The organism is Arenibacter sp. S6351L (genome assembly GCF_023016025.1).
GTDB lineage: Bacteria > Bacteroidota > Bacteroidia > Flavobacteriales > Flavobacteriaceae > Arenibacter > Arenibacter algicola_B.
Genome location: NZ_JALKBB010000002.1, coordinates 311,965 through 333,997, shown reverse-complemented (window position 1 = coordinate 333,997; position 22,033 = coordinate 311,965). Strand labels below are relative to the sequence as shown.

The 22,033-nt window shown below is 41.2% G+C and carries 19 protein-coding genes; 13 read left to right on the top strand and 6 right to left on the bottom strand.

Annotated elements, in window-relative coordinates:
- Positions 1 to 138 precede the first annotated feature (138 nt).
- The 3 genes from MWU82_RS03340 (at position 139) to MWU82_RS03330 (ending at position 4,854) form a co-directional block, all read left to right on the top strand.
- The gene (locus MWU82_RS03340; RefSeq protein ID WP_247095215.1) at positions 139 to 1,638 is read left to right on the top strand and encodes an alpha-L-fucosidase; all 1,500 of its coding nucleotides are present in this window, start codon (positions 139 to 141) and stop codon (positions 1,636 to 1,638) included.
- 29 nt (positions 1,639 to 1,667) lie between these two features.
- Entirely contained in the window at positions 1,668 to 3,251 is a 1,584-nt protein-coding gene (locus MWU82_RS03335; protein ID WP_247095214.1) for an arylsulfatase, read from the top strand.
- Positions 3,252 to 3,444: 193 nt separating this feature from the next.
- The gene (locus MWU82_RS03330; RefSeq protein WP_247095213.1) at positions 3,445 to 4,854 is read left to right on the top strand and encodes a sulfatase-like hydrolase/transferase; all 1,410 of its coding nucleotides are present in this window, start codon (positions 3,445 to 3,447) and stop codon (positions 4,852 to 4,854) included.
- 97 nt (positions 4,855 to 4,951) lie between these two features.
- On the opposite strand, the gene MWU82_RS03325 is transcribed toward MWU82_RS03330, so the two are convergent.
- Positions 4,952 to 5,293, bottom strand: coding sequence for a hypothetical protein (locus MWU82_RS03325; RefSeq protein WP_247095212.1), 342 nt, complete (start codon positions 5,291 to 5,293; stop codon positions 4,952 to 4,954).
- Between the two features lie 175 nt (positions 5,294 to 5,468).
- On the opposite strand from MWU82_RS03325, the gene MWU82_RS03320 reads away from it, so the two are divergent.
- The 4 genes from MWU82_RS03320 (at position 5,469) to MWU82_RS03305 (ending at position 9,377) form a co-directional block, all read left to right on the top strand.
- Positions 5,469 to 5,897, top strand: a complete 429-nt coding sequence (locus tag MWU82_RS03320) for a hypothetical protein (protein WP_247095211.1) — start codon at positions 5,469 to 5,471, stop codon at positions 5,895 to 5,897.
- Positions 5,898 to 6,184: 287 nt separating this feature from the next.
- Positions 6,185 to 7,333, top strand: coding sequence for an NEW3 domain-containing protein (locus tag MWU82_RS03315; protein ID WP_215949282.1), 1,149 nt, complete (start codon positions 6,185 to 6,187; stop codon positions 7,331 to 7,333).
- Positions 7,333 to 8,304 carry an ABC transporter ATP-binding protein gene (locus MWU82_RS03310; protein ID WP_247095210.1) on the top strand — a complete coding sequence of 324 codons (972 nt, stop codon included), beginning with the start codon at positions 7,333 to 7,335 and terminating at the stop codon, positions 8,302 to 8,304. The genes MWU82_RS03315 and MWU82_RS03310 overlap by 1 nt, the downstream gene beginning before the upstream one ends.
- Positions 8,301 to 9,377, top strand: coding sequence for an ABC transporter permease subunit (locus tag MWU82_RS03305; protein WP_247095209.1), 1,077 nt, complete (start codon positions 8,301 to 8,303; stop codon positions 9,375 to 9,377). Before MWU82_RS03310 ends, MWU82_RS03305 begins: the two co-directional genes overlap by 4 nt.
- Positions 9,378 to 9,412: 35 nt before the next feature.
- Here the strand turns inward: MWU82_RS03305 and MWU82_RS03300 are convergent, their stop codons facing one another.
- The 3 genes from MWU82_RS03300 to MWU82_RS03290 form a co-directional block, all read right to left on the bottom strand.
- Positions 9,413 to 10,138 carry a DUF6250 domain-containing protein gene (locus MWU82_RS03300; protein ID WP_247095208.1) on the bottom strand — a complete coding sequence of 242 codons (726 nt, stop codon included), beginning with the start codon at positions 10,136 to 10,138 and terminating at the stop codon, positions 9,413 to 9,415.
- An 80-nt stretch (positions 10,139 to 10,218) separates the two neighbouring features.
- The gene (locus tag MWU82_RS03295; protein ID WP_247095207.1) at positions 10,219 to 11,691 is read right to left on the bottom strand and encodes a sulfatase-like hydrolase/transferase; all 1,473 of its coding nucleotides are present in this window, start codon (positions 11,689 to 11,691) and stop codon (positions 10,219 to 10,221) included.
- Between the two features lie 26 nt (positions 11,692 to 11,717).
- Positions 11,718 to 12,968, bottom strand: coding sequence for a glycoside hydrolase family 88 protein (locus MWU82_RS03290; RefSeq protein WP_247095206.1), 1,251 nt, complete (start codon positions 12,966 to 12,968; stop codon positions 11,718 to 11,720).
- Positions 12,969 to 13,438: 470 nt separating this feature from the next.
- Here MWU82_RS03290 and MWU82_RS03285 point away from each other — a divergent pair, with 470 nt between their 5' ends.
- The 6 genes from MWU82_RS03285 to MWU82_RS03260 all read left to right on the top strand — a co-directional run bounded on the left by MWU82_RS03285 (position 13,439) and on the right by MWU82_RS03260 (position 19,986).
- The gene (locus MWU82_RS03285) at positions 13,439 to 14,404 is read left to right on the top strand and encodes an SMP-30/gluconolactonase/LRE family protein (RefSeq protein ID WP_247095205.1); all 966 of its coding nucleotides are present in this window, start codon (positions 13,439 to 13,441) and stop codon (positions 14,402 to 14,404) included.
- A gap of 254 nt (positions 14,405 to 14,658) precedes the next feature.
- On the top strand, positions 14,659 to 15,135 hold the full coding sequence (locus tag MWU82_RS03280) for a RidA family protein (RefSeq protein WP_215949289.1): 477 nt from the start codon (positions 14,659 to 14,661) through the stop codon (positions 15,133 to 15,135).
- A gap of 24 nt (positions 15,136 to 15,159) precedes the next feature.
- Positions 15,160 to 16,086 (top strand): RraA family protein, encoded by a 927-nt coding sequence (locus tag MWU82_RS03275; RefSeq protein WP_247095204.1) that lies wholly within the window; start codon positions 15,160 to 15,162, stop codon positions 16,084 to 16,086.
- Entirely contained in the window at positions 16,086 to 16,592 is a 507-nt protein-coding gene (locus tag MWU82_RS03270; protein ID WP_247095203.1) for a nuclear transport factor 2 family protein, read from the top strand. The genes MWU82_RS03275 and MWU82_RS03270 overlap by 1 nt, the downstream gene beginning before the upstream one ends.
- Positions 16,593 to 16,619: 27 nt before the next feature.
- Entirely contained in the window at positions 16,620 to 17,708 is a 1,089-nt protein-coding gene (locus MWU82_RS03265) for a bile acid:sodium symporter family protein (protein ID WP_247095202.1), read from the top strand.
- A gap of 61 nt (positions 17,709 to 17,769) precedes the next feature.
- A complete protein-coding gene (locus MWU82_RS03260) occupies positions 17,770 to 19,986 on the top strand; it encodes a c-type cytochrome (protein ID WP_247095201.1) in 2,217 nt (738 codons plus the stop codon).
- Between the two features lie 21 nt (positions 19,987 to 20,007).
- Here the strand turns inward: MWU82_RS03260 and MWU82_RS03255 are convergent, their stop codons facing one another.
- Both MWU82_RS03255 and MWU82_RS03250 read right to left on the bottom strand, forming a co-directional pair.
- Entirely contained in the window at positions 20,008 to 21,000 is a 993-nt protein-coding gene (locus tag MWU82_RS03255) for a Gfo/Idh/MocA family oxidoreductase (RefSeq protein ID WP_247095200.1), read from the bottom strand.
- Positions 21,001 to 21,008: 8 nt separating this feature from the next.
- Complete coding sequence (locus tag MWU82_RS03250; RefSeq protein ID WP_247095199.1) at positions 21,009 to 21,920, bottom strand: dihydrodipicolinate synthase family protein; 912 nt, start codon at positions 21,918 to 21,920, stop codon at positions 21,009 to 21,011.
- Positions 21,921 to 22,033: the final 113 nt, after the last annotated feature.

The following is a 22,033-nucleotide window of genomic DNA, read 5'->3' as shown; positions in this document are numbered from 1 at the left end:
GCATAATGGAATTTTGCTTGCACTAATGATGACGGTTATTGGCATCCATTCAAAAAAGCCCAAAAAAAGTAGGTTTGAGTTTTGGCCAAGGATGAAAAAAGATGAGGTTTGTATGGATCAATATCATTACAAAATAATATGGGCAATTTAAAAAAAGATAGATTAAAGTTGGGCTGGTTTATGCTGCTGCTATTTCTAATTACCATACCAGTGAATGCCCAGGATGCTCCCGACCCCTACGCTGAGACGGGTAGTAATAGTACAAAAAAGGCCATTGAACCTATAGTAATCAGTAATAAGGAGATTAATGTGCTTTCCGGGGGTTTGGCGGAAACTGGCTCCAATTTTAAGACAACGGTTTTAAATTATATGTTCCAATGGATAGAGTCCGAAGCACCAGGGCCATATAATATGAAATGGCAATTGGAATCGACCATAGTGGGGAATTATGAAGTGGTTGCTAGGATCTTAGGTGCCAATATACAGGGGACATTATCATGCAATGGAAAAAGTCAACAGTTTAATAGTAATGAAAAGGACTGGTCCCAAATTACCTTGGGAACCATATCATTAAAAAAAGGAATCAACACTTTGGAGTTGGAAATTAATACGGCCGAGAAATTTAAACTTTCCGCCTTGGAATTGACAGCCCTATCTTTTGCAGTTAAAACAGATGAAGAGGCCCTTAAATTGAGGCAAAAAGCGGACTGGTTCAAAGATGCAGGATACGGCTTAATGTTTCAGTGGACCAATAGGGCAACACCGGAAAAAGGGGATACCATCAAGGCATGGGAAGATAAAGTCAATGATTTTGATATAGAAGAATTTGTGAATATGGTGGAGGAATCCGGGGCGGCATATGTCATCTGGTCTATGACATGGGGGCAACAATATATTTCCGCACCCATTGCATCCTTGGATAAGGTATTAAAGGGACGAACCACTAAACGCGATCTTCTGGGCGAAATGGCAGATCGCCTTTATGCAAAAGGAATAAAATTGATATTCTATTATCACTACGGTTATGATTGCTACCATTCCATAGACGCTACTTGGATGGAGGCGTCTGGGGGCTATAAAGCCGATAAAACGGAATTATACGGCAACCTAAAGAACATCGTGGCGGAGGTGGGTAATCGTTATGGAAAAAAATTGGACGGCTGGTTTTTTGACGGGGCCCAGCGCTATTATGACACCCATTTTGATGGTAGTTTCGGAGGAATTTCTACGGCCAATTTTAAGGAGATAGGTAAGGCCGCCAAAACTAATAATGAGCAACGCATAATTTCCTATAATTCTTGGATTTTACCCATGGTTACGGAATATCAGGATTATTATGCCGGAGAGGGTCTAAAACAATTTACAGGACTTAAGGACGGTGTATTTCCAGAAGGAAATTATAAGGGCTTACAGGCACATACCTGTTTCACTTTGGAAAAAAGATGGGGACACATAGATAAGAATACTACCATAGCCAGTCCAAAACATACCCTTGATGATCTTATTGGCAGAATAGAACATGCGCAAAAAAATCGATATCCACTTTCCATAAATCTAGAAATGTACGAGGACGGTTCAGTATCCCCGGAGTCTAGAGCATTATTGCAGGAAGTTCGTAAGGGTATTCGTGGTAGATAGATATCATAAAAATTAATTTAAAAGAGATTATGCATTTATTCAAAAAGGGCCTTAGTGTTTTATTGCTATTATTTTCAATAACAACTGGGGCGCAAAATTTACAGAAACCAAATATAATCATCATTTACACCGATGATCAGGGTTATGGCGATGTGGGAGCCTTGAATCCAGAGGCCAAATTTAGAACCCCCAATATGGACAAATTGGCCAATGAGGGAGTTATTTTTACGGATGGTCATAGTAGTGATGCGGTCTGCACCCCTTCCAGATACTCCTTGTTAACAGGGCGATACAGTTGGAGGACATCTCTTAAAAAAGGGGTTCTTGGTGCGGATGGCCCCTGTTTGATAGAAAAGGATAGGATGACCATTGCCTCCTTGCTAAGGGATAATGGCTATAACACCGCTATGGTAGGGAAATGGCATCTACAGATGGAGTTTCAAGGAAGTCTGGGCAAGGATCGAGACTGGTCCAAACCCTTTACCGATGGTCCTATTGAGAAGGGGTTCGACTATTTTTTCGGGATTCCCGCATCCATGAACTACGGCATACTTACCTATTTGGAAAATGATAGGGTTTTGGATCCTCCGGTCGTATGGACCAAAAAGAAAGATGATGATAAGCCAAGGTCTTTCGGGAACCGGATAAACCCGGCAGCCTACAGAATGACACCCCCATATGAAAAAGAGGGAGGTAAAGACTGGGTAGAGGCAGCACCATCTTTCAATGACGAGTTGGTACTTGAAACGCTGGCCAATAAGGCAGTGGAGTATATTGATGAATCTTCCAAGGAGGCAAAAAATGGCAAGCCTTTCTTTTTATACCTACCATTGACCAGTCCACATTTACCACATAGTACCCACCCCGATTTCCAAGGTCGTAGTAACTGTGGTAATTATGGGGATTTTATGGAAGAAACGGATTATAGGGTTGGACAAGTACTCGATGCCTTGAAAGCCAATGGTATTGAAGACAATACTTTGGTGATTTTTTCTTCCGATAATGGAGCGGAAACCAATTACGTTCTGCAACGGGATGACTATAATCATTATAGTAGTTTGAATTTTAAGGGCGGCAAACGCGACATTTATGAAGGAGGTCATCGCGTACCTTTTTTAATGCGTTGGCCCAATGCAATAAAGGCGGGGAAAAAGGTAGATGTCCCGGTGTGCCAGACCGATTATCTGGCGACTATTGCCGATATCATTGGAGTAAAGCTGCCGGATAATGCGGGTGAGGATAGTTATAGCCTGTTGCCGATCTTAAAAGGGGAGACTTACAATGAAAAAGTTAGAGGGCCGGTAATCCATCATTCAGTAACGGGCCACTTTGCCATACGCGATGGGAAATGGAAATTGAACATGCTGCGTGGTTCAGGGGGGTCCTTGGAACCTAGATTTATTCAACCCAAAGAAGGGGAAGCGGTATTTGAACTTTATAATATGGAAGTAGATCCAAGCGAAACTACCAACCTCTATTTTGAACATCCCGATGTAGTAAAAAGACTTACCAAAAAGATAAGCAACATCATAAAGGACGGAAGAACAACAGCCGGTACACCCCAGGCTTATGTAAAGGAGAATTGGGAGTTGCCCAATTGGATCAAATCGTAGATCTAATTTAAACGAAATGCAGCCAGAATTAAATTTCCTCCTTCTTGATCGAAATGAGCAATAGAAAGGGCGAACTGAGAAATACCATTTTAAGGTTTGTCTTTAGGTTTGCGTATGGAACGGTTTTGCTGTCCTCAAGGATCGACGGCCGTTTCTGATTTTAAAACACAGACCTTAAAATTTAATTTAAAAGATGAAAATAAGATCTATAATCTTGTCCTTTAGCTCCCTGCTAATCCTATCATGTGGTGGTAAACAAGAAGCTAAAAAGGAACCAATAGCTGCAGAAGAAACTAAACCAAATATCATATTCATCTTCGCAGATGATTGGGGGTATGGCGATTTGGGAATTCACGGAAGCACTTTTTGTAAAACTCCCAACCTGGATAAAATGGCTGCCGAGGGGATCGATTTTCAGAACTTCTCTGTGGTTAATCCTGTTTGTTCACCAAGTAGGGTTGGGGTAATGACAGGGCAATACCCTGCACGACAAAGTGTGCACGGGCATTTTGCTTCTGTAGAATCACATATTCAAAGAAATATGCCGGATTGGTTGAATCCTCAGGCTCCCTTACTTCCCAAAATGTTAAAGGAAGTTGGATATTCTACGGCCCATTTTGGTAAATGGCATTTGTCCAATACCCATGTTGAAGATGCACCTTCTCCCTTGGAATATGGATACGATGAGTATGGTGCATTTAATTTACCAAGCAACTTACATCAAATGCAGGCGGATTCTACTATATATAAAACTATTGATTTTGTGAAACGCAATAAGGATAAGCCATTTTTTGTAAATGCTTGGATCCATGCGACGCATACTCCGCATTACCCCAAGGATGAGTACATGCAACAATTTGCGCATTTGGGCGAACAGGAACAGGTTTATGCCGCTGTTGTGGCCGAGTATGATGCCCGTATTGGGGAATTGTTTACCACGCTAAAAACTTTGGGAATAGATGAAAATACCCTAGTTGTCTTCTCATCTGATAATGGGCCCGAAATAACAGGTAAAAATAAAATAACAGAGGATAATTCTACCGGACCAGGTTTGGGAACCTATTATTCGGTAGGGGAAACTGGTGGACTAAAAGGTCGTAAGCGTTCCCTTTTTGCAGGCGGTGTGCGCATACCCTTCTTGGTGCGTTGGCCGAGTGTAGTGCCTGCTGGGAGGATAGATAATACTACCGAACTGGCCACCGTAGATTTGCTGCCGACATTTTTGGACCTGGCAGGTGCAAGCTATCCTGAGAATTACCAACCAGATGGTGAGAGTATCGTATCTGCTATTATGGGCAATGCTTTTAACCGGCAAAAGCCCATCTATTGGGATTGGCGTTTTTCCAATGACAGACCAGATTTTTGGCCTAGTGCTGCTGTACAAGAGGGCAATTGGAAACTTTTGACCAACGATAAATTAGGAAGGGCCGAACTATACAATATTGCTTCGGATTGGGCAGAACAGAAGGACTTGTCCGCTGAAAATCCTGAAAAACTTAAGGAATTATTGGGAAAACTCGAGACTTTTCAAGAAACTCTTCCTAAATCGGCCCCTGAAAATAGTTTTTCAAAGGAGAGAGAAAGCCTAAAACTTGTAAATTAGAAAGACAAATGGACTTGTAGAATTACTTCTATGAGTCCTTTTTGGTTGTAAAAGAAAGCTTGCCCAAGAACCCCCTACTCAGTTTTGCAATGAATTCCTATGGCCATATTCTTTGAAAAATGTTATTTAATTCCTGTCCTGAGTACTCCGGAAGGATTGAAGAGGGAAAGAAGTCAACATTTTCACATTTTTTAACTTTTAGTATTTTCTTTGAATTTTTATTTTTATTCAAAATTTGAAATAGCGATATCATGCAATTTATTAAACGAGAGAACGATTTTTCGCCCACGTTTTCAGTTTGGTCAATTGAAAGAACAACCAAGAATCTATTGTCAAATGGCACAAAAAGTGGGCATCTTTTGCAACCTCCCACCTCGGGAAGGTTGTTCCAATATCTACTCCCTATTTTTTCTTTGGGGACTGAGCTTTTTGAATTCAAGTTTTACAGATGAGGGCATAATGGCCCTAGCATATAGGAGTGAAGGCTCCGCAAACCCAATAGCCAATATAGGCTGTGTTGGGAATTCCTTTTAGCGCAAAAAGCAATCATTTTTTCGTTCTGTTTCTTTAGACGATTACTTACTAACCGTAAAGTATAATTTAAAAAAATAGTTATGGAAGCATTAAAGACAACTAAGAAAAAAAACGATCACCAAAGACTAAGTTCCCTTCCCACGTTGAAATTCAGGAAATTCCAAATGAAAGTGGATAATGCCGGGGTCCATATCCTGATTTCGGCGAATTTTCTTAAAAAGGGCAATCATTCCGTAAGGATACAGAATGGCATTCTACACTTAAAAATAAAGCGATTTACAGGTCTGTTCGGGTATACTAACGGTTCCATTTCACAGGGTGTCCATAACAAGGATATGGATTTTCAAATTAGTTTGCCCCACAAAAAGTACAGGCATATAGATTCCGTTCGCTTTCAAAACGGTTCCCTACAGATCCATCTTGTTGAACAGTACCGTACAGGAGCTGCCATAAAGTATTCGGAACCATCAAGGATTTTTTATACAATCACCTCATCAATAAGGCATTAACGGAAAATATTCAGGCTTGGCACTTATAGGGTGTCCACGCCCGCATTGAGAGGCTAAATTATTGTCTAACCAAATAATTATAGATGTATCGTATATGGATTTACAAATTGAAAAACTGACCAAAACCTATGGCCCCCAAAAGGCGCTACAAGAGCAATTGATGATGATTATAAGGGCTTTTGGTAAACGATGAATAGTTCCAAATTGACTTGAATGAATAATAAAATAGACCGGCCGTTAGCTCGGCCCAAACGTGTTAACCTTTTATAAATTATAAACCATTTTTTATGAAATCCAATAAACTTTACTTAAAAAGCGTATTCTTTTTGTTTGCCTTATTAGTCTTTTATAGCCCGGCTGCCAAGGCTGGAAATGGCATAATACTCTATACACCTTATACTGACATTACGGTACCCCCTGGAGAATCCATTGACTATACCATTGAGGTTAAAAACTATGGGAGTCAATTGAAGGATGTAGAAATTGGCCTTTCCGGGCTACCCCACGATTGGAATTCTATCTTAAAGGCCGGAGGTTATTCCATTAAGCGGATAGCTGTTTTGCCTGGGGAGAAAAAAACGGTATCCTTGACCTTAAACGTACCTTTGAAGGTAGATAAGGGGAAATATAATATTAGGCTTGTTGCCAAGAATTATGATGTGCTGCCCATAGTGGTCAACGTTTCGGAAGAGGGTACCTTTAAGACAGAGTTTAGCTCGGATCAGATCAATATGGAAGGGCATTCCAAATCCAACTTCAACTTTTCCACAAAATTAAAGAATCATACAAGTGAAAAGCAGTTATATTCTTTGTTGGCAATACCACCACGGGGTTGGAACGTAGCGTTTAAGCCCAATGGTAGGCAGGCCACTGCGGTAGAGATAGAAGCGGGTAAAACCACCAATATTACGGTAGACGTACAGCCTTCCCCACAAGTAAGATCCGGATCGTTTAAAATACCTGTAAAGGCAACCAACAAGTATAGTACAGCCGATTTGGAATTGGAGGTGGTCATTAAAGGGTCCTATGATATGGAGCTTACCACCCCAACGGGATTGTTGAGTACCAGTGTTACTTCGGGAAGGGAAAAGCAATTGGATTTGCTGCTAAGAAATACTGGAACCAGCGAATTGAGAAATGTTAGCTTTAGCGCTTCAAAACCCAAGGATTGGGAAATTTCAATTGAACCGGATACCATTCCGGTTATTCAGGCCGGGGGCAGTACAAAGATACAGGCTACCATTAAATCCGCCGATAAGGCCATTCCCGGGGATTACCTGCCCAAGATTACGGCCAAGACCCCAGAGGCCACTTCAACCGCTTCTTTTAGGATTATGGTAAAGACACCTTTATTATGGGGTTGGCTCGGGATCTTTATCATCTTAGGGACCTTGGGGGGAATTTATTATCTGTTTAGAAAATACGGTAGAAGGTAATGGCGGAAAATAGTATAGATATAAAGGGATTGACCAAAAAATACGGCGAGCATATAGCGGTGGACAATTTAAACCTGATTATAGAAAAGGGCGAAATATTTGGTCTCTTAGGACCTAACGGGGCGGGGAAATCAACAACAATTCTTATGATTCTTGGACTGACCGAGGTGGATTCGGGGAGCGTAAAGGTATGTGGAATAGACAGTAGCCGGTATCCGCTGGAGGTGAAAAGAAAAGTAGGATATCTACCGGAAGATGTGGGTTTTTACAACGATTATACAGGATTGCAGAATCTTATGTACGTTGCCCGTTTAAACAACATCCCAGAGGAAGAGGCCAAGAAGACGGCTTTGGAGATATTGGCAGAGGTGGGGTTGAAGGATGTGAAGGATAGTAAGGTAGCCAGCTATTCCCGGGGAATGCGTCAACGCCTTGGTTTGGCGGATGTGCTCATAAAAACCCCCGAGGTAATTATATTGGACGAGCCAACTCTAGGCCTTGATCCGGAAGGGGTAAAAAAGTTTCTACAGCTCATTGTCCGCCTAAGCAGAAAAAAAGGAATAACCGTTTTGTTCTCCTCCCATCATTTGCACCAGATTCAACAGGTATGTGATCGGGTGGGGATTTTCGTGAAAGGTAAAATGCTGGCGGAGGGCAAAATTAGCTCCTTGGCCCAACAGTTGTTTTCCAAAAACGCCTTCACCTTGGAAGGGGGAATATCTACGGTGGCACAGAATGTTAAACCTTCCTTGTCATTAAAGGAGTTGGTTCACAAAATAAAAGCGGTACCCGAGGTTGAACATGTAGAATTAAAGGAGAGAAAATTTGTGGTAGAGTCCCATAGGGATGTCTCTGCTGAATTGTCCAGACTAGTAGTACAGTCGGGATATGGTCTTAATTTCCTTAGTAAAAAGGAATACGGTTTGGACGATATTTATTATCAATATTTTCAAGAAGACAAAAACACATGAAAAATAAAGTTTTAAGAGTGGGGATATCAAAATTAAACGAATTAAAACTTCGCGAGTGGACCTCTAACTTGCACTCCTTGGTATTTAGGGATGACGATGCGGGAACCAGTAAAGGTGATTTTCCTTGGGCTCCCTTTAAGGCGATGGTACAAAAGGAAATTTCCGACCATTTTAGGAACTGGCGTTTTATAATTTTATTTGTCATTATTTCACTGGCCTGTATGGCAACGTTGTTTTCTACTATGGCCGATGGCATGAAGGCCATTGCGGCAGATAGTTCGGGAAATAGCTTTTTTTTCTTGAACTTATTTACAAAATCCAATGGTACCCTGCCGCCTTTTTTTGGATTTGTGGGATTCCTCGGCCCCTTATTCGGAATAAGTTTGGGGTTCGATGCCATTAGTTCGGAACAACAAAGGGGAACTTTGAGTAGGGTAATGGCGCAACCCGTTCCCAGGGATAGCATACTTAATGCCAAATTCCTGGCAGGTATAGTTGTAATCAGCGTGATGTTTTTTACATTGAGTTTCCTGGTTTTGGGCTCGGGGCTGATAGCCCTGGGAATACCACCCACTGCGGAAGAATTTATGCGGATAATGGTATATACCGTACTTAGTATTGTCTATGTGTCCTTTTGGTTGAACCTTTCTATTCTGTTTTCGGTCCGATTTAAACAATCTGCCACTTCCGCTTTGTTGGGGATAGCGGTATGGTTGTTCTGTACCATTTTTTATCCTTTGATTGCCAACATGATCATAAAGGCATATGAACCATCAAAATTCGCCTCCCCCAAAGCCATTTACTTCTATGAAAAACTGAAGTTCTATCTGGGACAGATCATGCCAAATGAGTTGTTTGATGGAATTACCTCCGCCATTTTGGTACCTTCCATACGTAGTTTGGGACCACTCAGCATGGAGCAATTGCAAGGGGCCATCCCAAGTTCCCTGCCATTGGGACAGAGCATTATGTTGGTTTGGCCACAGTTTACGGGATTATTGTCGCTTACGCTGCTTTGTTTTCTGCTTTCCTACATAGTTTTTATGAAGCGGGAAATACGCTCTAGGGGATAGGGATTTTATGTAATTTGGTTGCAGGGCTTATTTTTTTATTCCAAACGGAAGACTTTAAAATTATCAATGGTCATATGGTTATTTACCGTCCTAAAACCAAAATAACCGCTTGTGTATGGAGAAGGGTCATAAAAATCAATAATGCATTGGCCATCGCGGTAATATTGAATAATTCCGTCATACGCTATAATCTTGATCTTTGTGACTTTATTTGGCTTTATCAGAAATTTTGATTCCGAAAGATCATGCTTTGGTAACAACGGTCTATCACCATTACCTAGGTACCTTCTAAAGCGGGTTTTGGTATTGTCGTGTCCGCCAACTCCCATATAGTAAAGTCGTAGGCTGTCATAATTGCTAAATTTTCCTCCCCTCTTTTCTGAATTGCCAAAAAGATCATTAGGATTTTCAGGGTCCTTGGCCATCCAAAAACAATTAAGATCTGAAACACGATCTTGGGGTCCACCTTCGTCTATTACATAGGCATCATATTGGATCATAATGGGACCTTCCAGTTGTTTTTGTAACCAAATGGTACAACCGGCCACATCGGTAATTTCCAGTTTTCCTTTGGTATTGGTAACGATACCGCCGGGCATCTGCTCCACCTTCCAATTCTCCAATCCGTTTTTGAAATTATCTTTATGGAGCAATGATGCTATGGCCCGAAGAGTATCGTTAATGACTAACTTCTTTTCTGTTTGGGGATAGGCCACTGAAAGCAACATAACTAACAAAAGTGATAGGCTGGTTTGTTTCATAAAACTTCAATATTAGGGGCTTTATTTCCGAAGTATTCTGAAATTAATAGCACGCCTACACTCCTCTTAAAGGTAAATTACTAATTGGATTTTTGATCCCACAGTCTATAGGGATCATCATGGGCCACCATTTGTTCTAGCAGTAGTGCCTCCATTTCCTTTAATTTATCATTGTATTTGGGATTATTTGCCAGATTAGTTTGCATTTCTTCAGACTTATTATGCTCTGGTAAATATTCGTTTGGGTTTTCAGCAAGGTTAAAAAGTTGGGTTTCCCTGACTGCCCCGTCCATAACATCATACTTTATTAATTTCCAATCCCCTTTTTTCACCGTGCGCATGCCCGGTTTGGTACCTCCTGCATATACCCCGTACATTACTTCTCTTACCACCTCTTTTTCGCCTTTTAGAACTGGGACAAAGCTTTTTCCTTCCACTGTAGCAGGGGTCTCTATCCCGGCCAGTTCACATAAGGAGGGCAGCACATCCAAAAGATAAATATTTCCTTTAACGCGTTTGCCAGCTTCCAATCCGGGGCCTTTAACAATAAAGGGTACACGCCATGTGTGCTCGTATAAATTTTGTTTTCCCATTAATCCATGGCGACCAATAGACATGCCATGGTCTGAAGTATAAATAATGTAGGTATTGTCCAACTCACCTGAAGCCTCAAGTTTAGCCAGCACTTTATTCAATTGAATATCTATATTTTCGGAACAGGCATATTCACGACCTAATTCGTTGCGGACTGTTTGTTCATCCCTATTTTTCCATACACCACTTACACGTTCCTCATCCCTGAGTTCCGGGTGGCCATGAAAGAAAGGATGTGCATTTAGGTAGTTTTCCTGTAATTGGGGCTGTTTTGGGCTGGCAGGGGGAAGACTATTTTGATCGGTATGGTTTGTGGCTCCGTATTTTTCCAGAAGTTCGGGGGTACCGTCGCGCGTATCGTGCGGATGCGAAAAACCAAAGTATATGAAAAAGGGGTCTTTCTCCTGGGTTTCCTCCCTATCACTTAGATAGTTTAATACTTGCTCTGCATGCCAAGCACTTCCTGATTCTTCCGTGCCTCCACGTTTGGTGGCATCATGTACTACAGTAAACTGCTTATTGGCTGCGGCATAGGAGTTTCCTTTTTTACAAGTGCGCATGGTTTTGTACCCGGCCCTATTAAAAACTGCAGCTATAGATTGCTGGTCTAAACTATCGGGAGCCACACTTTCTTTATATCCCGAACTTTTAGGCAAATGCCATAAGGTTCTACCGGTCATGATCATATGTCTAGATGGTGTACATACCGCACCTAATGCTGCACCCATGTGGCGGGCACTTTCAAAAACAACACCTTGTTTGGCCAGTTCGTTTATAGTTGGGGTTTCCAGAATGGAATTGGGGTCATACGTCTTTAGATCGAAGGGAGATTGATCATCGACCAATACGAAGAGGAAGTTTGGTTTTTTTTGGGTCTTGTCTTTTTTTGGGGCACAGCCCACAACAAGAATCGCTGCTATGGCTACCGCAAAGGCGGTATATATTGGTTTTCTATTCATAATTATTGGATTGGACTGTAATTTTTTTATTTGGTTTTGGTTACAAGGGTTGCGGTCAAAGGAATTCCGGCCTTAAGCTTTTTTAACCTTAGCAATGCCTCTACGTAATAGTAATCTGCGTAGTTAATGGAGTAATCAATTTCGCTGCCATTGGGCTTGTGACCTGTGGAATGCAGTAAAAATGCTGAATTTTTATCTTGGCTTTGGTAGTTGTTGGATAGTTCTACAAGCATTTTTTCGGCTTTGTCCAAATAATTTTTGGCAAGAATTGAATCTTTGGTGAAGGTAGAAAGTTCCAAAAGCGCTGATGAGACCAAGGCTGCTGCCGAGGCATCCCTTGGTTCGTTGGGAATGTTGGGGGCATTAAAATCCCAATAAGGGATAAGGTCATTAGGTAGGCGGTCCAGATAAGCCTTTGCGGTCTTTTGGGCAAGGTCCAGATACTTCTCATCCCGTACTTCCCTGTACACCATGGTATAGCCATAAATAGCCCAACCCTGTCCGCGGGCCCACATACTATCGTCGGCATATCCTTGATGGGTAACCCCTTTAATTTTTTCCCCTGTTTCCCGGTCGTATACCACTACATGATAGGAAGTATAATCTGGTCTAAAATGATTTTTCATGGTTTTATCGGCATGACTTACTGCAATGTCATATAAGGATTTGTCACCGCCATTTTTTGAAGCCCAGAACAAAAGTTCCAAGTTAATCATGTTATCCATAATGGTATTGTGCTGCGGCCATTCCATATTGGGAACTTCTCGTGGCCATGAGAGAATAGTACCTACATTTGGATTGAACAAAGTAGCCAAGGTATCCGCGGTTTTAAGTATAATTTCCTTGTATTCAGGATTTCCAGTTAGTCTATATCCATTTCCAAAACTGTTGAAGACCTGAAAACCAAGATCATGATCCAATGCCGGAGTAACCGAAAGGGGGGTGAGATACCTACTGTATGTGTCGGCTTGTTCCTTCCATTTTTGATCATTGGTATTTTCATAGAGATACCACAGGGTTCCCGGCCAAAAACCACTGGTCCAATCCTTATAGTTTATAAATCGCCATTCTTGGCTATCGGGGGCTATGTTTCTTGGAAGGCTCTTGCCATCTTTGGGTATAAGAGTCAAGGTCTTGGTAGCTTGTTGCGCACAATAAGAAAGTTGCTTATCAATATCAAAGGTTTGGGCATTGCTTTTTTTAGGTTTTTTATTGCCACAACCTATTGCAAGGGATAATATAACTATGGAAGTCAGTATTTGTATTTTATTGGTCATTATTTAATGGTTAGTCTTTTGTGATATTTAGTTAAGAATTGGTCTTTAATTGGTCATTACAATAGGATATGGATACACCGAGTGTGATTATTGGGTTGATACTTTTGTAAAATGTTTGGTGATTATTCGATTGGATTTTCATAATATTCCAAAGTTAATTCAATTTTCTAAATAATTTTTTGCGACTCCCATCCTGATCTCATTCTTAAATATGGTTTAATTAGTAAGCAAGGAGTACCTATATTTTAGGTAAAGTGGCATGGATTTCTACCAATGTAAAATTCCGTTGTCGCTATGTTACTTAAATATGTATATTTAAAAGTACAATTTCTCTTGATCATCGCTGGCCTAGTAAACATGCAATTGGTTGGCAGGCGCTTGTGTCTTCATAAGCACTATATCCTCTAAAAATAGGATTTTAAGTGAGCGGGAATAATTAATTGCTAACGGTCTTCTTTATCCAAATGAAAATGAATTACAAGTCAAGTTCTTTTATTAAATGCCAACTGTCCGCCTTTTGTTTAGTACTATCTATTGTAGGATGTAAGGAAAAACGGGAAAATACCGCGAAAAAAGGCTCTGAGGATATTGGTGTTGAGCAAAAAAAGGGATTGTACCAAAGTAGGGAATTTACCAAACCTGCCCTATTTCCGTCTGGAATTGAAGGTCCTGCGGTGGATGCCGGCGGGGTATTGTATGCCGTTAATTTTGAAAGGACGGGAACCATTGGTAGGGTTGATTCCATAGGCGAAGCATCCCTATTTGTTAATCTCCCCGAGGGTAGTATTGGTAATGGAATCCGTTTCAATAGCAAGGGCGATATGTTCATAGCAGATTATACAAAACATAACATATTAAAGGTGGACATGGATTCTAAAGAGATTAGTGTTTTTGCCCATAATGAAGCCATGAACCAGCCGAATGATGTTGCAATAATGGACAATGATATACTTTTCGCCAGTGATCCCGACTGGAAAAATTCGAAGGGACAAATATGGAGAATAGATACCGATGGTACCGTAACTCTATTGGAAGGGAATATGGGAACCACCAACGGGATAGAGGTTAGTCCGGACAACAAAACACTTTATGTAAACGAATCGGTGCAACGCAATGTTTGGGCCTACGACCTTTCTCTAACTGGGGAAATAAGCAATAAGCGCCTGCTTATTAAATTTGAGGATTTCGGAATGGATGGTATGCGCACGGATGTAAAAGGTAATCTTTACATCACTCGGCATGGAAAAGGAACTGTGGTCAAGGTGTCGCCCCAAGGCAAAATTCTAAAGGAAATCCAGTTAAAGGGCAAAACCCCTTCCAATATTGCCTTTGGAGGAAAAGACGGTACTATGGCCTTTATAACACTTCAGGACAATGGTAATTTTGAAACCTTTGAGACAGAACATCCAGGAAGGGAATTTGTAATGAATAAGTAGATTTTAAGTATCTATTATAGCAGTAATACCAATGTATGGTTGTTTTGGTAGGATCTGCCAAGGCTCTAAAATTCTGGTTTCCTAATATGTGGTTCAACAATTGTATGGGCAGTTAATTTAGGATGGAGAAATTTTCATATATTCATGTTTCCGGCAATAGATTGTTCAAAAACAAGCGTTTACGGGTTTGGAGTATCATTGTCCACAATTCAAAATATTAATACAGAACACAGATAATCATAAATTTTTAAACCATGGAAAACAAAACAACAAGAAGAGCATCTTTTAAAAAATTAGGAATGGGTTTGGCAGCTATGTTTGGAATAGGCGCCACCGCTAGGGCAATGGACGGGGGTTCAAAACCAAAAAAAGAAGTCGTAGGTGACATCGTTATGGATCAAGATATTCCATTATTTTCAGGAGGCGTAAAACACGGGAATACTCTTTATATTGCTGGTAAAGGCGCACATGTGGAACCTTTTGAGATCAAGGCACATACCGAAATTGTATTGCAAGAGTTGGAAAAGGAACTGAAAAAACATGGTTCTTCCATGGAAAAGGTGCTCAAGGTGAATGTTTATTTGGCAGATTTGGCAGATTATAAGGGAATGAACGAGGTGTTTAGGGGCCGTTTCGGACCAAACCCTCCAGTAAGGACCACCGTGGCGACCTATGGGGGAGTACCTGGTAATTCTTTGGTTGAAATGGACTGTATAGCTGCACTGGACTAAAAGAGGTATAAACATTTAAGGATTATGAAGTTCAATATAATTTTACAGTTCCTTTGCTTTCTTACACTGAATTCCGTTGTTTTTGGACAGACCATTCCCAAGGAGGAATTGATTTTCCTGACCTCCGAATGGAAAGGGGAACGCTTTGATGACGGCCGCCCAAAAATTCCGGACGATCTTTTGGAACGGGCAAAAAAAATTGGTATCGATGATGCATGGACGGTCCTTGAAAACGAAGGATATAAAAATCAGTTCGAGGGCAATTGGAAAATGGTACACGATGAGGTTCCTGTTGTAGGCAGGGCACTTACTGCCCTGTTTATGCCCAGTAGGCCCGATGTGGAAAAAAATATCAAGGAAAGGGGAATAAATTCGCAGGGTAGGAAGGGAAATACCAATTCATGGCCCATTGAGGTACTCACTAAAGGCGACGTTTATGTGGCCGATAGCTTTGGCAAGATTGATGCAGGTACACTTATGGGTGCTACCCTGGCAACTTCCATTTACAGTAAGTCGGGCAATGGAGTGGTTTTTAATGGCAGTGCAAGGGATCTGGAAAGCATAAGCCAGATAAAAGGATTCAATGCATTTGTCCGGGATTTTCACCCATCCTTTTTGGAGGAAGAAGTACTAATGGGGCTCAACACCCCAATACGCATCGGTCAGGTAATGGTCTTGCCCGGAGATCTTGTCCTTGCCAAAAGGGAAGGTGTACTGTTCATTCCTGCTCATTTGGCCGAACAGGTAGTGGGTACCGCAGAGTTTGTAGCTCTTAAGGACCAGTTTGGTTTTGAGATGGTAAAGACCAAAAAATATTCTACAGGAGAAATAGATAGTGATTGGAACGAAAAGCTAAAAGCGGAATTCTTTGAATGGCTGGATAAACATCCAGAATTGGTAAAAATGTCCAAGGAAACTTTGAATAAGATTTTAAGTAAAAGGACATGGTAATGGCAGCACGTAAATTAATAATAAGTGTAAAGAGCAGCTGGATCATGGCCGTTATCCCATTGTTAGTTTTGGTTGGCTGTAAGCAAAATGTGGATCAAAGCACAACCGGGGTTATGGGGGAAGAAGAAGTTCAAATTACCATCGATGAAGTACAACGGGCCGTTTCCACCTTTAATAAAGTTATGGTAAACCCCACCGCGGAACTTATGGAAACCCTGTGTTCAGAGGAACTTACCTATGGTCATTCGAGCGGACTTATTCAAAATAGGGACGAATTTATAGATGATTTAGTGAACGGGCCATTCGATTTTTTGACATTGGAAGCTGCAGATCAGACGATTCATATTTCAGGGAATACAGCAATTGTTAGACACATTTTTTTGGCCAAGGGCACCAATGCCGGGGAGGCTGTGGATGTTCGTATTGGCAATATGCAGGTCTATCAAAAAGGGAAGGACGGCAAGCTCAGACTTTTGGCCAGACAGGCCTATAAATTGCCCAACTAGAACCATAATAACCTAAACCAAACTATTTTGAAAAAATTGAATATTTATTCCATTTGTCTTGGCATGGCCGCCATATTGCTGTTGGCAATTTTGGGCATGATCTTTACCCATAATATTGAATATGCCGGACTTTTAATAATGGCCTTTTTTGCCCTTCTTGCCTTTGGCTTCAGTGGATATAAGTCCCTGAACAGTTATGTTTTTACAGCCTCCATATTTGCCGGAGTAGCCTTGGCGCTATATTACCCCCAATACTTTTTGCAGATAGGCGATTTTAAACTTACCGCACTGATCATACCCTTGATCCAACTGATTATGTTCGGTATGGGAACTTCCATGAAACTAGGCGATTTTGCAGAAGTTATCAAGTCGCCCAAAGGGGTAATGGTCGGTGTCACGGCACAGTTGGGTATAATGCCCATCATGGGTTTTGTTCTGGCAAAATACAGTAATTTTCCACCGGAGATAGCCGCGGGAATTGTGCTGATAGGGTGTTCCCCCAGTGGGGTGGCATCCAATGTAATGGCCTATTTGGCGAAGGCCAATCTGGCACTTTCCATCACAATTACTTCCATCTCAACACTTCTTGCGCCCTTTGTAACACCACTACTTATGAAGTTCTTGGCCGGGGAATTTATTGAAATAGATGTGTTGGACATGATGTGGAGTATTGTAAAGATGATTATTTTGCCTCTTGGAGTTGGATTACTGATTAACCAATTGAGGGGAGAGAAAGGGAAATGGTTGGACAAGGCACTTCCTGTAATTTCCATGTTGGGTATAGGTCTTATAATTGTGGTGATAACGGCAGCAGGAAGGGATAGCCTTTTGGATATCGGCGGAATCTTAATGCTATTGGTACTCATCCATAATTTATTTGGCTATATGCTAGGGTATTGGTATGCCCGACTATTGAGATTAAATGAGCAGGATGCCCGTACCATCGCCTTGGAAGTCGGGATGCAGAACGGCGGCCTTGCTTCGGGCATTGCAAATTCATTGGGCAAGATAGCCACAATGGGTCTGGCACCGGCCGTTTTTGGACCCTTGATGAACATAACCGGGTCTATTTTAGCCTCCTATTGGCACAAGAGACCTCCAAATGAAGGCAAATGATTCAAATATTAAAGTTAAATTTGGCGAGACTAGAAATATTTGAATAACAAGTTGATTAATTATGAATAAAATTTTTTTTGGCTTTCTTCTATTGGCGATAGTTAGTTGTGGTAAAAAGGAATACAAGGATAAGATTTATGTAAAACCGGAAATTGTAAGGGAGGCTCCGTCAGATTTTCTTTCCCCCGAGGAAAGTCTTGAAAAATTTTATTTGCCCGAAGGATATAAGATAGAACTGGTGGCATCCGAACCTATGGTAAATGAACCGGTGGCCATAGCTTGGGACGGGAATGGAAAAATGTATGTGGCCCAAATGGACACTTATATGCAAAATGTAGATGCAGTTGGTGAAGATGAACCTACTAGTCAGATAAAACTTCTGGTAGATTTGGATGGCGATGGAAAAATGGATAAGAGTACCGTCTTTATTGACAGTCTATTATTACCTAGGATGATTTTGCCTCTCGATGACCGACTTATTGTAAATGAAACCTACTCCTATGATCTATGGAGTTATAGGGATACTGATAATGATGGGGTGGCGGACGAAAAAATCAGGGTTTATGAAAATCCAAAAAGGAGGGGAGGTAACCTTGAGCACCAACAGAGTGGTTTGGTATGGAACTTGGATAATTGGGTGTATACCACTTACAATCCATTACGGTTTAGGTTTAACAAAGACGGTGTTCAAGTAGATTCCTTGGTCGGTGGTTCCAGCGGACAATGGGGGCTAACCCAGGACGATTTGGGAAATATGTATTATTCTTCTGCAGGATCTGAAATAGCGGCATATAATTTTCAAATACCTCCTATATATGGTGATTTAAACCCTGAGGGACAGATTTCAGAGGGATTCATGGAACCATGGCCAGTGGTTGGCACCCCTGATGTTCAGGGAGGTGCAGAATTAAGGTTAAAGCCAGATGGTACCCTTAATAAATTTACAGGGGTTGCGGGACAAGAAATATTTAGGGGTGATAAATTACCGCCATCCACCTATGGCGATTTATTTATTCCGGAACCCGTAGGCAGATTGGTACGTAGGGCAAAAATAAAAAATGAGAACGGAAAAAAAGTGCTGTACAATGCCTATGATGAGGCCGAGTTTCTGGCGTCCACGGATTTGAACTTTAGACCTGTTCAGGCACAAACAGGGCCGGATGGAAGTCTTTACATCGTGGATATGTACCGTGGTATTATCCAGGAAGGTAACTGGACCAGGGAAGGAAGTCATTTAAGACCAGTAATTCTTCGCAAAGGATTGGACAAGAACATAGGTAGGGGAAGAATATACCGTATAGTCCATGAAGATATAAAACCGGCAGCAAAACCAAATCTTTTGGATAAATCTGCAGGTGAACTAGTGGATTATTTAGGACACCCCAACGGTTGGTATAGGAATACGGCCCAAAAGCTTATTATAATAAAAGGAGATATGGGAGTTGTTCCCAAGCTGAAGGAAATAGCCAAGAATAATGAGTCCTTTTGGACAGATAACTTTGGGGATAAGGATTATGCGCTCCAAAGGGTTCATGCCCTTTGGACGTTGGAGGGTATAGGTATTGTGGATAAATCACTTATTCTAGAGAAGCTAAACGATGTTGATCCCAGGGTCCGTATAGCAGCTGTCCGCTTAAGCGAGGAATTTTTAAAGAAGGACGATCAAGTAATTTTAAAGGCATTGGCCAAATTGCAAAAGGATGTCGATATTAATGTGGTAAATCAGTTGGCACTGAGTTTGCGCTATTCCAATAGTGAGGAAGCTGAAGAACTATCAAGTTCCATAAGTAAGCAATACGAGGATAATGAAATAGTGACTGCTTCCATTGGCCTTGGAATAAAAGCCAAGGATTCCGATTTTCTGAAATTCAAGGAAAGAATTGCTAACAGTAGTAGAATTCATAAAATGACGGCCTTGGCCGGATACGACATTTATAGGCAGACCTGTGTTACCTGTCATGGCCCTGATTTAAAAGGGGTTCCAAATGGAGAAAATTCCCTGATAGCACCTTCCTTAATTGGTTCACCGAGGGTAACGGATAATAAGGATGTACTTGTAAGTATCCTATTAAACGGATTAACCGGTCCAGTAGATGGAAAGGAGTATGGCATTATGCTACCAATGGGCTCCAATGACGATGAGTGGATCGGCCAAGTAGCTACTTACATCCGTGCCATGAACAGTGCGTCTATGGTCCGTGAAAATGAGGTTAGGGATATCCGTGCCAAAAATCCGGACAGGAAAAACTATTGGACCTTAAAAGAACTGTTGAACTAGTATAAAAGGGACAAAAATAGTCTACATGGGTATCCGTTGTCCCTTTAAATTGCTTTCCTCCAACTTTTCAATTACGACCATATTTTTAACCGCATCCTCTAGGGGAGTAGGCACTGGTGTATTATTTTTTATGGCCTGTGCAAAAAGATCTGCCTGAATAGTGTACTGATTACAGATATCAAATTCTATGGTTTGGCACTCATCGTCTATAGTGACCCATATTTTGGAAGGCCTATCTATAGGGGGGTTAAAAGGAAGTTCAAATTTTATATTTCCTATGGTTCCGAAAATTTGTGCCTGTTGATTGTACGCCAATTGTGTTGAGCTGAAGAATACTGAAGTCCCAGTTTCAAACTCCAATATTCCTGAAGCTAAAACATCTACCTTGAAATCTGGGTGATAGTCTATTACCGCGGAAATACTTTTGGGTTCCGAATTGAACAAAAAACGGGAGAGGGAAATAGGGTAGCATCCAATATCCATTAAACTACCACCCCCGAACTCCTTGCTGTTTACAATACTATTGGGGTCATCTTCATAAAAGGAGAAAGAAGATTGAATGGTTTTAATGTCACCTATAACCTTTTGGTCCACTAATTCCTTAACCTTTATCCATTGGGGATGATGCCTGTACATAAAGGCTTCCATCACCTTTAAGTGCGGGTACTTTTTAGTTTCCTGCAACAATTTTTGGGCTTCCTTACTGGATAGCCCAACAGGTTTTTCTACCAACACATGCTTGTCAGCTTCCAAAGCTTTTATAGCCCAAGCTACATGAAGATGGTTGGGGAGAGGAATATAGACAGCATCTACCTCCTTATCGTCTAGTAATTCCTCGTAGGACCCGTAAAATTTTGGAATTTTAAATCGCTCGGATATATCCTTTGCCTTGACCAAATTTCTTGAGGCAATTGCATGAACATCACCATGTAGGCAGTTGAGCATTGCCGGAATTACTTGCTCCGTAGCAATATGGGCAGTGCCCAAAATACCCCATTTTAGCTTTTTGTCCATTCCTTTTTTTATATGACTTTTGAACTTTCGAACTGGTCAATGAATTGTTTTACCTTCTGGCGTTCCCTATTTTCAAATTTTCGCAACGGTAGTGCCATATGGTCCTCACAAATGCCCATTACGGATAGGGCACATTTTATACCCTTGGTAATTCTGGAGGCATTCTTGCCTACACAATAAATGGTGCTGTTAACAAATGCCACCTTGTTACGTAGTATTTTTATATCCTCTAAATTATTGGCCACAGAGGCGTTATATAGATCAACAAATAACTCTGGCAGAAAATTTGCACCACCAGCTACGGCCCCATACCCACCATAAATTATAGTCTCCGGTAAAAACAATTCTGTTCCTACAATGATGGAAAATTCCGGAGTCTCCTTAAAAGCTTCAATAAGTGAGTAGAAATAGGACATATCACCCGAGCTGTCCTTGATACCTATGGCACCTAATTCCTTAGCCTTTTTTACGGTCTCCAAGGAAAGGTGTAGTTTGGTACAGCTTGGCATATTGTACATCATGACCGGCAAGGACAATTGTGGAATTAAACGCTGCAAATAGTCGATCATTTCTTCCTGTGAAATTGGAAGATAATAAGGAGGGGCTACCACCACGGCATCTGCTCCGGCTTCTTTGGAGTGGGCTGCAATGTCCAAGGATCCGTTAAAGGAGGTATCGGTTATTCCAACCAGTACCGGAACCCTACCACGGATATATTTACAAGCCTTTGTAATAAGCTCTTTGCGCAATGCATAACTAAGACTGGGGGCTTCTCCGTTGGTGCCCAAGAGGAATATACCATGTACACCGCCAGTAATAAGGTGCTCTATAAGTTTTTCCAATCCTTTATCATCTAAACCACCGTCTGCGTTAAGAGGGGTGACCATTGGGGGAATGATCCCTTTTAATTCTAATGCCATATATTTTCTTTAGTGAGAACAAAGTAAATTTAAAAGGCAGGGGTGTACCACAACTATATTATTTAAAACAGATAATATATTGACCATTGTGTCTTTTATCCCATAGTTTTGTC

Coding starts and splice junctions, on each gene's coding strand:
- MWU82_RS03275 (WP_247095204.1), top strand. CDS start 15,160: ATGAAGTTCAATATAATTTTACAGTTCCTTTGCTTTCTTACACTGAAT.
- MWU82_RS03285 (WP_247095205.1), top strand. CDS start 13,439: ATGAATTACAAGTCAAGTTCTTTTATTAAATGCCAACTGTCCGCCTTT.
- MWU82_RS03250 (WP_247095199.1), bottom strand. CDS start 21,920: ATGGCATTAGAATTAAAAGGGATCATTCCCCCAATGGTCACCCCTCTT.
- MWU82_RS03320 (WP_247095211.1), top strand. CDS start 5,469: ATGGAAGCATTAAAGACAACTAAGAAAAAAAACGATCACCAAAGACTA.
- MWU82_RS03280 (WP_215949289.1), top strand. CDS start 14,659: ATGGAAAACAAAACAACAAGAAGAGCATCTTTTAAAAAATTAGGAATG.
- MWU82_RS03315 (WP_215949282.1), top strand. CDS start 6,185: ATGAAATCCAATAAACTTTACTTAAAAAGCGTATTCTTTTTGTTTGCC.
- MWU82_RS03335 (WP_247095214.1), top strand. CDS start 1,668: ATGCATTTATTCAAAAAGGGCCTTAGTGTTTTATTGCTATTATTTTCA.
- MWU82_RS03270 (WP_247095203.1), top strand. CDS start 16,086: ATGGCAGCACGTAAATTAATAATAAGTGTAAAGAGCAGCTGGATCATG.
- MWU82_RS03255 (WP_247095200.1), bottom strand. CDS start 21,000: ATGGACAAAAAGCTAAAATGGGGTATTTTGGGCACTGCCCATATTGCT.
- MWU82_RS03295 (WP_247095207.1), bottom strand. CDS start 11,691: ATGAATAGAAAACCAATATATACCGCCTTTGCGGTAGCCATAGCAGCG.
- MWU82_RS03260 (WP_247095201.1), top strand. CDS start 17,770: ATGAATAAAATTTTTTTTGGCTTTCTTCTATTGGCGATAGTTAGTTGT.
- MWU82_RS03305 (WP_247095209.1), top strand. CDS start 8,301: ATGAAAAATAAAGTTTTAAGAGTGGGGATATCAAAATTAAACGAATTA.
- MWU82_RS03340 (WP_247095215.1), top strand. CDS start 139: ATGGGCAATTTAAAAAAAGATAGATTAAAGTTGGGCTGGTTTATGCTG.
- MWU82_RS03300 (WP_247095208.1), bottom strand. CDS start 10,138: ATGAAACAAACCAGCCTATCACTTTTGTTAGTTATGTTGCTTTCAGTG.
- MWU82_RS03310 (WP_247095210.1), top strand. CDS start 7,333: ATGGCGGAAAATAGTATAGATATAAAGGGATTGACCAAAAAATACGGC.
- MWU82_RS03330 (WP_247095213.1), top strand. CDS start 3,445: ATGAAAATAAGATCTATAATCTTGTCCTTTAGCTCCCTGCTAATCCTA.
- MWU82_RS03290 (WP_247095206.1), bottom strand. CDS start 12,968: ATGACCAATAAAATACAAATACTGACTTCCATAGTTATATTATCCCTT.